Consider the following 13427-nt stretch of genomic DNA (forward strand, 5'->3'; position numbering starts at 1 on the left):
TAATGATGTTCAAGAAAGTACTAATTGCCAATAGAGGAGAAATTGCAGTAAGAATAATTAGAGCATGTAGGGAAATGGGGATAAGTACAGTTGCTGTTTATTCAGAAATAGATAAAGAAGCACTTCATACCCAGTTAGCAGATGAAGCTGTATGTATTGGACCTGCAATGCCTAAGGATAGCTATTTAAATATAACTAATATTTTAAGTGCATGTGTTTTAACTGGTGCAGATGCTATACATCCAGGGTTTGGTTTTTTATCTGAGAATCCCAAATTTGCAAAAATGTGCAGGCAATGTAATATAAAGTTTATAGGACCTGATTATGAAACCATTGAATGGATAGGAAACAAGGCTAAGGCTAGAGAAATCATGAAGTCTTGTGGAGTTCCAGTAGTACCAGGATATGAAGGGAAAATAAGAGATGAAGCACATGCATTAGAACTAGGAAAAGAGATCGGATATCCTGTAATGATAAAAGCTGCAGCAGGTGGTGGTGGAAAAGGAATAAGAATTGCTAATAATGATGAAGAATTCTTAATGGGATTTAAAACAGCTAAAGCAGAAGCAAAAGCTTGCTTTGGAGATGATACATTATATTTAGAAAAATTTGTTCAAAAACCAAAACATATTGAATTTCAAATATTAGCTGATGAATATGGGCATGTAATACATTTAGGTGAAAGAGAATGTTCAATGCAAAGAAAAAACCAAAAGGTTTTGGAAGAAGCTCCATCTAACGTATTAAATGAAGAGTTACGTGCTAAAATGGGTGAAGCTGCAAAGATGGCAGCTCTTGCTGTAGATTATAAAAATGCAGGAACTATAGAATTTTTATTTGATAAAGATAATAATTACTATTTTATGGAGATGAATACAAGAATACAAGTAGAACATCCAATTACTGAGATGGTTACAGGTATAGACTTGGTAAAAGAACAATTAAGAATAGCATCAGGAGAAAAACTTAGATTTACTCAAGATGATATAGAGATTAAAGGCCATGCTATAGAATGTAGAGTTAATGCAGAAGATCCGGAACATGATTTTAGGCCATGTCCAGGAACTATTGAAGAACTTTGTGTTCCAGGTGGTTTGGGTGTTAGAATAGATTCAGCAATATTTTGTGGATATAAAATACCACATTGCTATGATTCTATGATAGCTAAGGTAATTACTTTCGGATATGATAGAAATGAAGCTATTGTAAAAATGAATAGAGCATTATCAGAATTTGCAGTAGGCGGAGTAAAGACTAACATTAATTTTGAACTATCTATACTTGAAACTAAGGAATTCTTAGAAGGAGATTATGACACTTCATTTTTATCAGAAAAGATGGTGAAGAAGGATGCTTAAGGACTTATTTACAAAAAGGCAATATGCAACTGTTAAACCTTCAGTAATAAAAAAGAGTGTTACTGAAGAAAAGCCTAATATTCCATCAGGAATGTGGACTAAATGTAATAAGTGTAACGAAATGATTTACGTTGAAGATTTAGAACATGCTAAGTATGTTTGTACATCCTGTGGGTATCATTTTAGAATAAATGCAAAAGAAAGAGCAAGAATATTCTTTGATAAACATACTTTTAAAGAATTATGGAAAGAGTTAAAAACTACAAATCCACTGGATTTTGAAGGCTATGAAGAGAAACTGAAAAGTGGCAAATCAAAAACAGACAGTACGGAAGCAGTTGTTACTGGTATTGGACAATTAAATGGAATAGATATTGCTTGTGCAATTATGGATAGTTTCTTTATGATGGGAAGTATGGGAACTGTAGTTGGAGAGAAGATTACAAGGCTTGTAGAATATGCTACAGAAAATAAATTACCAGTTATAATTTTTACAGCATCAGGTGGTGCTAGAATGCAAGAAGGAATTTTTTCACTTATGCAAATGGCAAAGGTTAGCGCAGCTATTGCAAGACATGATGAAGCTGGTCTTTTATATATTTCTGTATTAACAGATCCAACTACTGGAGGTGTAACAGCAAGCTTTGCCATGGAAGGTGATATTATTTTAAGTGAACCCAATGCATTAATTGGATTTGCAGGAAGAAGAGTAATTGAAGGTACAATCAACGAAACACTTCCAGATAATTTTCAAAAAGCAGAATTTTTATTACAAAAGGGTTTTGTCGATGCTATTGTTGACAGAAAGAACATGAGAACATGTATATATAAAATTCTTATTTTACATGGGGTGAGGAATTATGGATAAAGATTTTATAAAAATAAATACAACACCATGGGAACACGTTGAAATTGCAAGACATAAAGACAGACCAAATGCAAATTATTATATAGAAACTATATTTAAAGATTATATAGAATTTCATGGTGATAGATACTTTGGTGATGATAAATCTGTAATTGGAGGAATTGCATCAATTAATGATATAAATGTTACAGTGGTAGCAATAACTAAAGGTTCAAATACCAATGAAAATATAAAAAGAAATTTTGGGATGCCAAATCCAGAAGGATATAGAAAAGCATTAAGACTTATGAAGCAAGCAGAGAAATTTAAAAGACCAGTGATTTGTTTTGTAGATACGCCAGGAGCATTTCCAGGTATGGGAGCAGAAGAAAGAGGTCAAGGGCAAGCTATAGCAAATAATCTTTTTGAAATAAGTAGATTAAAAACGCCAATAATTTCTATTGTTACAGGTGAAGGTGGAAGTGGAGGAGCTTTAGCTTTAACAGTTGCAGATAAAATTTTTATGCTAGAACATTCTGTATACGCAGTTCTTTCACCAGAAGGATTTGCTTCAATCTTATGGAAAGATGCTAGTAGAGTCAAAGAAGCAGCAGCAATTATGAAAATTACTGCTAAAAACTTAAAAGATTTTAGCATAATTGATGATATAATAAAAGAACCTAGAGGCGGAGCTCATAAAAATCCAGCTAAAGTAGCTGAGGGGATGAAGAAAATTATCTTGGATTCTTTAGTAGAATTAAAGGGAAAAGATTTAGCTACTCTAGTTGATGAAAGATATAATAAATTTAGACAAATGGGTAACTTTTATTAATAGAATTTTTAACTAATAAAATGAATTAGTAGTTAATATAATGGCTGTATCAAAATGATTGAAAATTATTTTGATACAGTTTTTATTTATGTATAGGAAATTGTACTATAATTGTAAATTTAAAGAAATCAAAGAGTCAATTGCCAAGGTTTTGAAATATTGTGATATTGACAATAAGGACAAGTAGAAATAAGATGTTATTAAATTGAAAAAAGAGGGGGATTTATTATGGAAAGTAATAGTACAAAAGTTGCTAAAATTGCAACTAAGATGGCTATATGTAATAGAAATGAAGAAGATGAATTGAAAAGATTTTATAATGAACAAGGAATAAAGGTTACAGCGGTAAATATAGGTGGTAATATTAATTCTTCCATAACTAAAATATTAGAAAGTGCATTAGTGGCAGCAAAAAGAAATCAATTAATTAGAGAAGAGCACTTACATGAAGGCGCTGTTATAGGAGCCGCTAGAGATGCGATAATTCAAATTTCAAATAGAGCTAATGGGCAAAATGTAGGCGGTAAAATAGGGATAGCAAGAGGTGGAGAGCATATATCAGTGTGTATATTTCTAAATATTGGACTATTACATTTAGATGAAGTAGTCATAGGAATAGGTCATAGATCATTACCAATATAACTCATTATAATTTTTATATTAAAAATGCTAAAAGTAAGGGTGTGTAAGCTTTACAACTATTTTGAATTATGATATTATAACGTAAAAGATTTATAAATTATTATCAATTTATTTAAGCAATCATTATAAATATAGGGATATATTTATAATAGTAGTAATTAGATTAGAGGTAAAATAAAGAAGTATAGTAGGAAATTGATAATGATGAAAATAATAGGAGGATAGGATTATGGTAGGGAAAAAAAAGTTAGCCATGCTATTATGTACAGTTCTAGTAGGAGGAATCCTTGCAGGATGCGGAAAAGGTGCAACAGATTCTAATAAGGGAACTACTACTTCATCAGAAGTAAAGAATATTGGAATTGTACAATTAGTACAACATGACGCTTTAGATGCATCAAACAAAGGTTTTGTTGATGGATTAAAAGAAAAAGGATATGAAGAAGGAAAAAATATCAAAATTGAACAACAAAATGCTCAAGGTGAACAAGCAAATGCACAAACTATTTGTAAACAATTTACAGATGCAAAAAAAGATTTAATTTTTGCAATTGCAACACCAGCAGCTCAAGCAGCATATAATTCTACTAAAGATATACCAATAATATTTACTGCAGTAACAGATCCAGTAAAAGCAGAAATTGCAAAAGAATGGAAGAGTTCAGGCACTAATGTTACTGGTACATCAGATAAAGTTCCAGTAGATAAGCAAATAGAGTTATTAAAAAAATTAATTCCAAATGCTAAAACTGTAGGTGTAATTTACAATACTTCAGAAACAAATTCAGTAATTCAAGTTGATGAACTTAAGGCTGCAGCAGAAAAACAAGGGTTAGCAGTAAAAGAAGTTGGAGTTACTAATGTAAATGAAATAAATCAAAATTTAGCAAGTGCATTAGGTCAAATAGATGTATTATATACACCAACAGATAATACAGTAGCTTCAGGAGATGCATTAGTAGGTAAGCTTTGTTTAGAAAAAAATATTCCTATAATAGGTGCAGAAGAAGCTGTAGTAACTAAAGGTGGTCTTGCATCAATAGGTATAGATTATTATAAATTAGGAAAAGAAGCAGGAGCAAAAGCTGCAGAAGTATTAGATGGAAAGAAACCTTCAGAAGTTGAAATAACTACATTAAGTGAAATGTCATTTACTATAAACACAGATGTTGCGAAGAAGTTAAATATAACAATTCCATCAGATATAGAAGCTAATGCTAAAAAGGTAACTGGAGGCATTGAGTAGTGGGGGTTTTAATTAATATTTTAGAACAAGGACTACTATTCTCTTTAGTTTCAATTGGAGTATATATAACATACAAAATTTTAGATTTTCCTGATTTATCAGTAGATTCTACATTCCCACTAGGGGCTGCAATTTCTGCAGCTCTTCTAGTTAAGGAAGTTAATCCATGGATTGCAATATTAGTAGCAACTTTAGGTGGAGCACTAGCTGGAGGTATAACAGCATTTTTACACGTTAAACTTAAAATAACAAATTTAATGGCTGGAATATTAGTAATGATAGGTTTATATTCTATAAACTTAAGAATAATGGGAAAAGCAAATGTGCCATTATTTAATACACCTAACCTATTTAAATCAACTATGCCAGCTATACTAGTGATTTTAATAATGGTTATTATAATAAAAATATTATTAGATCTATACTTAAAAACAAAATCAGGATTTTTACTTAGGGCAGTAGGAGATAATGAACAAGTAGTTTCATCCCTTGGAGTAAATAAAGACTTAGTTAAAGTATTAGGTCTTATGATAAGTAATGCATTAGTTGCATTAGCTGGTGCATTAACAGCACAATATCAAGGATTTAGTGATGTTGGCATGGGTACAGGTACAGTAGTAATGGGTCTTGCAGCAGTAATCATTGGTACATCTTTATTTGAAAGATTATCTTTTGTTAAAGTAACTACTCTATCAATACTAGGTGCAATTATTTATAAAGCTGCAATAGCAATTGTATTAAAAGTAGGTTTAAATGCTAATGACTTAAAGTTAATGACCGCAATAATTGTAGTTATAGCATTATGCTCTAATAGTGGATTTTTCAAATCTAAAAAGAAAAAACCTATTATGGGAGGTGGTACTGAAGATGTTAAAAGTCAAACAACTGTCCAAGGTATTTAATCCTAATACTATAAATGAAAATAGAGTTTTTGATAGATTATCTTTAGATGTTACTCAAGGTGATTTTATAAGTATTATTGGTTCAAATGGAGCAGGTAAATCAACATTATTAAATATGATATCAGGAACAATAGAAGCAGATTCAGGATCTATATTATTAGATGGAAATGAAGTAATTAATAAACCAGAATATGCTAGATCAAAATTTATTGGAAGAGTATTTCAAGATCCGTCTAAAGGGGTTGCACCTAATATGACTATCTTAGAGAATATTGCACTTGCAGATAATAAAGGCAAAACATTTGATCTTGGATTTGGAATAAATAAAAAGAGAATAGATTACTATAAAGAAATGGTAAGCGAACTTGATTTAGGTTTAGAAGATAAGCTTTATAATAAGGTATTACTTTTATCTGGAGGACAGAGACAAGCATTAACATTACTTATGGCAGTAATGTCAAAACCTAAATTGTTATTACTAGATGAACATACTGCAGCCTTAGATCCTAAGACTTCAGAAAAAATAATGGACATAACTAGAAGCATTGTTAAAGATAGTGGAATAACAACACTTATGGTTACACATAACCTTAAACATGCCCTTGAAAATGGTAATAGACTTTTTATGATGCATAGAGGAAAAATTTTAGTTGATGTTAAGGGTGAGGAAAAAGAAAAATTAGATACTAATAAACTTCTTGGACTTTTTGAAAAAGCCAATGTCACAGATGGATTAAGTGATAGAACTTTATTTGGGTAAAAAAATTGAGCAGTAAGAAACTTTGGAATCTTGCTGCTTAATTTTTTGCGTTTAAATCATATTAAGATATGATAAAATAATAGTATAGGATGGTGATAATTTCATGTTGAAAAGATTTAATGTAACCGGGACTTGTATTCTCAATAAACATTATATGGTAGACACTTCAAAGAAAATAGATAAAATAATAAAAATGCACCTATAATAGTTACAGGGACAGGAAATATTATATCTGCTATAATATTATTTATTGCAATCTAAATTTGTAAGTAAAGAGATTATTGGAGCAAAGGTTATTTTATATGGAATGAAGTTTATAATATAAATTAAAGAATAATGGTAAAAAAGAGGTGGAAATGTGAGACCATTAGCAGATTTAATGAGACCTAGTAAATTAGAAGATTTTGTAGGACAGCAGCATATATTAGGCAAAGGAAAACCATTATATAATTTAATAGCAGGTAAAAATATATTTAATTGCATATTTTATGGACCACCAGGAACAGGAAAGACGACTTTAGCTAACATAATGGCTAATTATGTAGATAAAAAGTTTTATAAATTAAATGCAACAGTTGCATCTGTAAAAGATATTCAGGACATAACTAATAATATGGATAATTTATTAAACTACAATGGAGTAGTATTATACATTGATGAACTTCAACACTTTAATAAAAAGCAGCAACAAGCATTATTAGAATTTATAGAAGATGGAAGAATAACTTTAATTGCCAGTACTACTGAAAATCCATATTTTGTTATACATAAAGCTATAATTAGTAGATGTAATATATTTTCTTTTAAGCCGCTAACAATTGCAGAGATAATAATTGGGCTTAAAAATTCTATACAAAAGCTGATATCTGAAGGTATAGAAATAGAGTATTCAAATGAAGCATTAGATTATATAGCAGAAATATCCCAAGGTGACTATAGAAAAGCTTATAATATCTTGGAATTAGCTATAAATTCTCAAGTTAAGAAGGCTAGAGTAATTTCATGTGAATATATAGAGAGTTTAGGGCAATCTAATATGAGAGTTGATTCTAGTGGTGATGAATTTTATAATTTGTTAAGTGCACTTCAAAAGAGCATAAGAGGAAGTGACCCAAATGCAGCAATTCATTATTTAGCTAGATTGATTAAGGGCGGGAATTTGACTGCTATAATAAGAAGGATATCTGTTATCGCAGCTGAAGATATAGGTCTTGCTTTTCCAAACGCATTATCTGTTGTTAATTCAGGAATAGAACTTGCTTTAAAGGTTGGACTTCCAGAAGCGAGAATAATTCTTTCTGAGATAATTATATACTTAGCAACACTTCCTAAATCTAATAGTGCATGTTTAGCTATTGATTCTGCAATGAATGATTTAGAAAATATTAATTTTGGAGATGTTCCAATGCATTTAAAGGATGCACATTACTCAGGAGCATCAAGCCTTGGCATATGTGGATATAAATATCCTCATAAGTACCCTAATAACTATATAAAGCAAAACTATTTACCTGATGAATTACGTGGAAAGGTTTATTATAATGAACAAAATAATAAGTATGAAGAAAGTTTAAGGAAATATTGGACAGAAATAAAAAAATAGTAATTATAGTTTGACAAAAGCCGAGCATTTTGATAAGATATAAATAAATTTAATATATTTTTTATAATACTAGAAAATTTATAAAAGATATATTAAATTATAAAGAAAATGAAAAGGGGTGAAGACATAATGAAACTTTCAACTAAAGGAAGATATGGAGTTAGAGCTATGGTTGATTTAGCAACTAATTATGGTGGGGCCCCAATTTCAATAAAAACTATATCAAAAAGAGAAAATCTTTCAGAATATTATTTAGAACAACTATTTAGCCCGCTTAGACGTGCTAATATTATAAGAAGTATAAGAGGAGCACAGGGTGGATATGTTTTATGCAAACCGCCAAATGAAATAACTGTAGGAGATATAATGACTATTTTAGAAGGTCCTATTGAAATAGCAGATTGTATTGATGGCATTGAATGTGATACTTCAGATTGTTGTGCAACTAAAGCAGTATGGGAAAAAATTAAAAATAGCATAGATAGTGTCATGAATTCAATTACATTACAAGATATAATTGATGATTATGAAGCTAGTAAAAATAAAAAAAGTGGTATCAGAATTGCCGATAGGAGTGAATAAATATGAAAAATGTATATATGGACTATTCAGCTACAACTTACGTTAAGCCAGAAGTCCTAGAAGAAATGCTTCCTTACTTTACTGAAAAATTTGGAAATCCATCTTCATTTTATGGAATATCAAGAGTAACAAAAATGGCTATAGATAAAGCTAGAGAGCAAGTAGCAAAATCATTAAACTGCTTACCAGATGAAGTATATTTTACAGGGGGTGGATCAGAAGCCGATAACTGGGCAATAAAAGGGATTGCATCAGCCCATGGAAATAAAGGAAATCATATAATAACAACTAAAGTTGAACATCATGCAGTTCTTCATACTTGTGCATATTTAGAAAAAAATGGTTTTGATGTTACATATTTAGATGTTGATGAAGAAGGTTTTATTAGATTAGAGGATTTAAAAAATGCCATTACTGATAAAACAATTTTAGTAAGCATTATGTTTGCTAACAATGAAATAGGAACAATTCAACCAATAAAAGAAATTGGAGAAATTTGTAGAGAAAAGAAAATTTTCTTCCATACAGATGCAGTTCAAGCAGTTGGAAATGTGCCTGTAGATGTTAATGAAATGAATATAGACATGTTATCATTAGCAGGTCATAAGATTTATGGACCCAAAGGTATTGGAGTGCTATATATAAAGAAGGGAATTAAGATTGATAACTTAATTCATGGTGGAGGCCAAGAAAAGAATAGAAGAGCTGGAACAGAAAATATTGCATCAATTGTAGGTCTTGGTAAAGCACTTGAGCTTGCAACTGATAATTTAGAAGAACATATGAAAAAATTAACGCTACTTAGAGATAAATTAATGGATGGACTTTTAAAAATTCCATATACTAGATTAAATGGACCTAAAGGTGATAAAAGATTACCTGGAAATGTTAATGTATGTTTTAGATTTATTGAAGGTGAATCAATTCTTTTATCATTAGATTTTAAAGGGGTTTGCGCATCAAGTGGTAGTGCTTGTACATCAGGATCTTTAGATCCATCACATGTATTACTTGCAATTGGGCTTCCTCATGAAATAGCTCATGGATCATTAAGACTATCAATGGGTGAAGGATCAACTGAAGAAGATGTTGATTATGTTCTTGAAGTTGTACCACCAATTATTGAAAGATTAAGAAATATGTCACCATTATGGGATGACTTTTTAAAGAAAGGGGAAAAATAATATGATATATACAGAAAAAGTAATGGATCATTTTCAAAATCCAAGAAATGTTGGGGAAATAAATGATGCAAATGGTGTAGGTGAAGTTGGAAATGCTAAGTGTGGAGATATAATGAAAATCTACTTAAAGGTAGAAGATAATATAATAAAAGATGTAAAATTTAAGACTTTTGGATGTGGATCAGCTATAGCATCTTCATCAATGGCAACTGAATTAATTAAAGGGAAAACTATAGATGAAGCTTGGGGATTAACTAATAAAGCAGTTGCTGAGGCATTAGATGGACTTCCACCAGTGAAAATGCATTGTTCAGTACTTGCGGAAGAAGCAATTCATAAGGCTATAAATGATTATAGAGCTAATAATGGATTAGAAGTAATACCAATGGAAGAGCATAGTGATGAAGATTTACATGCTGCTGTACATGGAGAAGAATAGGTGAAATTATGAAGAAAAAAGTTTTAATAGGTATGAGTGGTGGTGTAGATAGTTCTGTTGCTGCATATTTGTTAAAACAGCAGGGATATGAAGTCATTGGTGCTACAATGCAAATTTGGCAACAAGATGATGAATTTGAAGAAAAGGAAGGGGGCTGTTGCTCCCTTTCTGCTGTTGACGATGCAAGAAGAGTATGTGATAAACTTGAAATACCTTTTTATGTTTTAAATTTTAGAGATTATTTTAAAGAAAAGGTCATAGATCCTTTTGTTCAAGAATATATAGATGGAAAAACACCTAATCCTTGTATTGAATGTAATAAGCATTTGAAGTTTGATGAACTTTTAAGAAGAGCTAGAGGAATTGGTGCAGATTATGTAGCTACAGGTCATTATGCTAAAATTGAAAAACGTGATGATAGATATCTTTTAATTAGATCTGACGATGATAGCAAGGATCAAACATATGCATTATATAATTTTACGCAAGATCAATTAGAACACACATTAATGCCTTGTGGAGAATATGAAAAAACAAAAATAAGAGAAATAGCAAAAGAAATTGGTTTAGCTGTTCATAACAAAAAAGATAGCGAAGAAATTTGCTTTATTCCAGATAATAATCATGGGAGATATATTTTAGAAGTAAGGCCAGATAGGGTTAAGACAGGTAATTTTGTTGATAAAAGTGGTAATATACTTGGAAAACATAAAGGAATTGTATATTATACTATAGGGCAAAGAAAAGGGCTTGGACTTTCTCTTGGAAGACCAGTTTTCGTAATAGGTATAAATGCAAAAACTAATGAAGTTGTACTAGGTGCTGAAGATGATATATTTAAAACAGATCTAATTGCAACAGATACGAATTTCATTTCTTTTGATAAGTTAGAAAAAGAAATACAAGTGCAAGCTAAAATTAGATATTCTGCAAAACCAGCAGATGCAATTTTGACTCCACTTCCAAATGGTAGAGTTAAAGTTTCTTTTAAAGAAAAACAAAGAGCTATAACTAAAGGCCAATCAGTTGTATTTTATGATGATGAAGTAGTAGTTGGTGGCGGAATAATCGAAACAGTACTTTAATTTTACATATATTAGCATATTAAAAATTAAGCAAAAACATAAAAGTTTATTCTTTAATGTTTTTGCTTAATTTTTTTCATCTAAATAAACTTGCACATCTAGCAGTAATCAATCTGTAATCTATGGAATTTATTCCTAATATTCTATTTTAAATAAACAGACTGCATAAAAATAATTTTAAATTATTTTTGTAGATAGGCAAGTTCTGAATAAATTTTCTTTATAGTGGTTAAGATATGGATAGTAAAATGGCCTATATTGATGCAATGGAGGAAAAAATGTTTAAGACTAGGGATTTCTACTTCAAAAATGTTTATAATATTAAAGGTAAAAAGATTGGAGTTATAGAAGATTTATATATAGATTTCTATTTAGGAAAGGTTGTAGGGTTTAAAGTATCTAATAGTATCTTGTTTTCTAAAAACAATTATGTATGTATGCAAGATGTTATAGATATAGGTGAGGATGTTATAATAAATTCCATAAGAAAAGGAGAAGGATTAACCTTTAAAGAAATTAAATATATGGAGATTATTGATACGTTAAGTAATATAAAAGGTGTTTTGGAAGATATGATAATAGATATACAAGATTATTCAATAAAAGCTATAGTAATAAGTTCGGGGCTAATAGATAAAATGATAAAAGGTAAGCAAATCATTCTTTTAAATAGATGTATACTTGGAGAAAAGTATATATTATATACAGGAAGTGAAGGCATTTCATTTAAATCAATGCCACATAATATGGAGCAGTATAATGCAACTAAGAAAGCATAAAAAATTAATATTATCTATATTGATTTTATTATTTGTTGTAGCTTTAATATTAGCTTACTTTTTTAACCATTCAATAAATACAATAATGAATATTATTATTATGTCTTTTATTTTAGCATATACTTTAAGTCCTATTAGAGATACATTTGAAGCAAAACTTAAGGTTAGCAAGAGAACAGCTTCTGTACTAGTTATATCAATAATAATAGGAATTGTTACTACATGTATAATAGTTATAGTTCCTGCTTTATTTAACGAAATAGCTAATATTAGTAATGTATTTGAAAAAATAAATAATTTTTTAGAAGAAGTAGCTCTTAAATATAATTTAAATAACATTTTAGCAATTAATGTAATATATAATGAAATTTTAGAAAAAGGAAATACAATTTGGATAAACTTTTCAGAAAGTGCTGTAGATAATTTGATTAAATTTAGTGATAATATTATTTCTTTTGCAATTATACCAATTATGATTTACTATTTTCTCTGCGACGGAAATAAGATATACACAAAAAGTCTATTATTATTGCCCACAGAAAAAAGAGCAATAACTAAAAAAATTATAAAGGATATAGATAGGGTATTAACAAGATACATAACAAGTCAGTTATTACTTTCGGGGGTAATAGGAGCTTTAACTTTTGTTTTGTTACTAATATTAAAGGTTAAATTTCCTTTATGGATTTCTATTTTAAATGCAATATTAAACATAATACCTTATTTTGGGCCAATATTTGGTGCAATACCAGCAGTTATAGTTGCACTTTTAGATTCACCTATAAAAGCACTTTGGGTGATTATTGGAATGTTTGTGATTCAACAATTAGAAGGAGATATTTTAGCTCCCAAAATGACAGGCGATAGTACAGATATGCATCCTTTTGTAATAATAATTTTATTAATTACAGGAGATAATTTTGGCGGGTTTATAGGCATGATACTGGTGGTTCCTATAGCTGTTATAATAAAAGTTTTATATGATGATATAAATTATTATTTATTTTAGGTACAATCAAAAAACGAGTTAATACTTCTTCACATCTTTGAAATTTTATTTTCTTTCATATGCAGTAGTTATTTTTTAATATTTTATACATTAAGAAAAAATAGTATTTAGTTGTATATTGACATAATTATCTATATGAAATATAATTTTGATGAAATA

The 13427-nt window shown here is 29.6% G+C and carries 14 protein-coding genes; all 14 read left to right on the forward strand.

All coding sequences use genetic code 11. The annotated features are described in order from the left end of the window. Positions 1-5 precede the first annotated feature (5 nt). The 14 genes from LLF98_RS03625 (at position 6) to LLF98_RS03690 (ending at position 13268) form a co-directional block, all read left to right on the forward strand. Entirely contained in the window at positions 6-1358 is a 1353-nt protein-coding gene (locus LLF98_RS03625; protein ID WP_291701225.1) for an acetyl-CoA carboxylase biotin carboxylase subunit, read from the forward strand. Beyond that, the gene (accD, locus tag LLF98_RS03630; RefSeq protein ID WP_291700907.1) at positions 1351-2226 is read left to right on the forward strand and encodes an acetyl-CoA carboxylase, carboxyltransferase subunit beta; all 876 of its coding nucleotides are present in this window, start codon (positions 1351-1353) and stop codon (positions 2224-2226) included. Before LLF98_RS03625 ends, accD begins: the two co-directional genes overlap by 8 nt. Then, positions 2219-3037: an acetyl-CoA carboxylase carboxyltransferase subunit alpha gene (locus LLF98_RS03635; protein WP_291700909.1), complete on the forward strand. Its 819-nt coding sequence runs from the start codon at positions 2219-2221 to the stop codon at positions 3035-3037. Before accD ends, LLF98_RS03635 begins: the two co-directional genes overlap by 8 nt. Positions 3038-3265: 228 nt before the next feature. Beyond that, positions 3266-3679 carry a HutP family protein gene (locus LLF98_RS03640; RefSeq protein ID WP_291700911.1) on the forward strand — a complete coding sequence of 138 codons (414 nt, stop codon included), beginning with the start codon at positions 3266-3268 and terminating at the stop codon, positions 3677-3679. A gap of 229 nt (positions 3680-3908) precedes the next feature. Continuing rightward, on the forward strand, positions 3909-4925 hold the full coding sequence (locus tag LLF98_RS03645; protein WP_291700913.1) for an ABC transporter substrate-binding protein: 1017 nt from the start codon (positions 3909-3911) through the stop codon (positions 4923-4925). Beyond that, entirely contained in the window at positions 4925-5827 is a 903-nt protein-coding gene (locus LLF98_RS03650) for an ABC transporter permease (RefSeq protein WP_291700915.1), read from the forward strand. Before LLF98_RS03645 ends, LLF98_RS03650 begins: the two co-directional genes overlap by 1 nt. Next, a complete protein-coding gene (locus LLF98_RS03655; protein ID WP_291700917.1) occupies positions 5793-6587 on the forward strand; it encodes an ATP-binding cassette domain-containing protein in 795 nt (264 codons plus the stop codon). Before LLF98_RS03650 ends, LLF98_RS03655 begins: the two co-directional genes overlap by 35 nt. A gap of 358 nt (positions 6588-6945) precedes the next feature. Next, positions 6946-8190 (forward strand): replication-associated recombination protein A, encoded by a 1245-nt coding sequence (locus LLF98_RS03660; RefSeq protein WP_291700919.1) that lies wholly within the window; start codon positions 6946-6948, stop codon positions 8188-8190. Between the two features lie 129 nt (positions 8191-8319). Further along, the gene (locus LLF98_RS03665) at positions 8320-8772 is read left to right on the forward strand and encodes an Rrf2 family transcriptional regulator (RefSeq protein ID WP_291700922.1); all 453 of its coding nucleotides are present in this window, start codon (positions 8320-8322) and stop codon (positions 8770-8772) included. Between the two features lie 2 nt (positions 8773-8774). Beyond that, a complete protein-coding gene (gene nifS, locus LLF98_RS03670; protein WP_291700923.1) occupies positions 8775-9956 on the forward strand; it encodes a cysteine desulfurase NifS in 1182 nt (393 codons plus the stop codon). A 1-nt stretch (position 9957) separates the two neighbouring features. Beyond that, positions 9958-10395 (forward strand): Fe-S cluster assembly scaffold protein NifU, encoded by a 438-nt coding sequence (gene nifU, locus LLF98_RS03675; RefSeq protein ID WP_291700924.1) that lies wholly within the window; start codon positions 9958-9960, stop codon positions 10393-10395. Positions 10396-10403: 8 nt separating this feature from the next. Further along, positions 10404-11480: a tRNA 2-thiouridine(34) synthase MnmA gene (mnmA, locus tag LLF98_RS03680; RefSeq protein ID WP_291700925.1), complete on the forward strand. Its 1077-nt coding sequence runs from the start codon at positions 10404-10406 to the stop codon at positions 11478-11480. Between the two features lie 278 nt (positions 11481-11758). Continuing rightward, on the forward strand, positions 11759-12259 hold the full coding sequence (locus LLF98_RS03685; RefSeq protein WP_291700926.1) for a PRC-barrel domain-containing protein: 501 nt from the start codon (positions 11759-11761) through the stop codon (positions 12257-12259). Next, positions 12240-13268 (forward strand): AI-2E family transporter, encoded by a 1029-nt coding sequence (locus LLF98_RS03690; RefSeq protein WP_291700927.1) that lies wholly within the window; start codon positions 12240-12242, stop codon positions 13266-13268. Before LLF98_RS03685 ends, LLF98_RS03690 begins: the two co-directional genes overlap by 20 nt. The last annotated feature ends 159 nt before the right edge of the window (positions 13269-13427 follow it).

Origin of the sequence: Clostridium sp., assembly GCF_021372645.1 — a bacterium.
Classification (GTDB): Bacteria; Bacillota; Clostridia; order Clostridiales; family Clostridiaceae; genus Clostridium.

What these genes read in the sequence shown, in the direction of transcription:
- LLF98_RS03685 (WP_291700926.1), top strand. Translation starts at nt 11,759, where the DNA reads ATGTTTAAGACTAGGGATTTCTACTTCAAAAATGTTTATAATATTAAA.
- LLF98_RS03665 (WP_291700922.1), top strand. Translation starts at nt 8,320, where the DNA reads ATGAAACTTTCAACTAAAGGAAGATATGGAGTTAGAGCTATGGTTGAT.
- LLF98_RS03635 (WP_291700909.1), top strand. Translation starts at nt 2,219, where the DNA reads ATGGATAAAGATTTTATAAAAATAAATACAACACCATGGGAACACGTT.
- LLF98_RS03690 (WP_291700927.1), top strand. Translation starts at nt 12,240, where the DNA reads ATGCAACTAAGAAAGCATAAAAAATTAATATTATCTATATTGATTTTA.
- LLF98_RS03640 (WP_291700911.1), top strand. Translation starts at nt 3,266, where the DNA reads ATGGAAAGTAATAGTACAAAAGTTGCTAAAATTGCAACTAAGATGGCT.
- nifS (WP_291700923.1), top strand. Translation starts at nt 8,775, where the DNA reads ATGAAAAATGTATATATGGACTATTCAGCTACAACTTACGTTAAGCCA.
- LLF98_RS03655 (WP_291700917.1), top strand. Translation starts at nt 5,793, where the DNA reads ATGTTAAAAGTCAAACAACTGTCCAAGGTATTTAATCCTAATACTATA.
- LLF98_RS03645 (WP_291700913.1), top strand. Translation starts at nt 3,909, where the DNA reads ATGGTAGGGAAAAAAAAGTTAGCCATGCTATTATGTACAGTTCTAGTA.
- LLF98_RS03625 (WP_291701225.1), top strand. Translation starts at nt 6, where the DNA reads ATGTTCAAGAAAGTACTAATTGCCAATAGAGGAGAAATTGCAGTAAGA.
- mnmA (WP_291700925.1), top strand. Translation starts at nt 10,404, where the DNA reads ATGAAGAAAAAAGTTTTAATAGGTATGAGTGGTGGTGTAGATAGTTCT.
- accD (WP_291700907.1), top strand. Translation starts at nt 1,351, where the DNA reads ATGCTTAAGGACTTATTTACAAAAAGGCAATATGCAACTGTTAAACCT.
- nifU (WP_291700924.1), top strand. Translation starts at nt 9,958, where the DNA reads ATGATATATACAGAAAAAGTAATGGATCATTTTCAAAATCCAAGAAAT.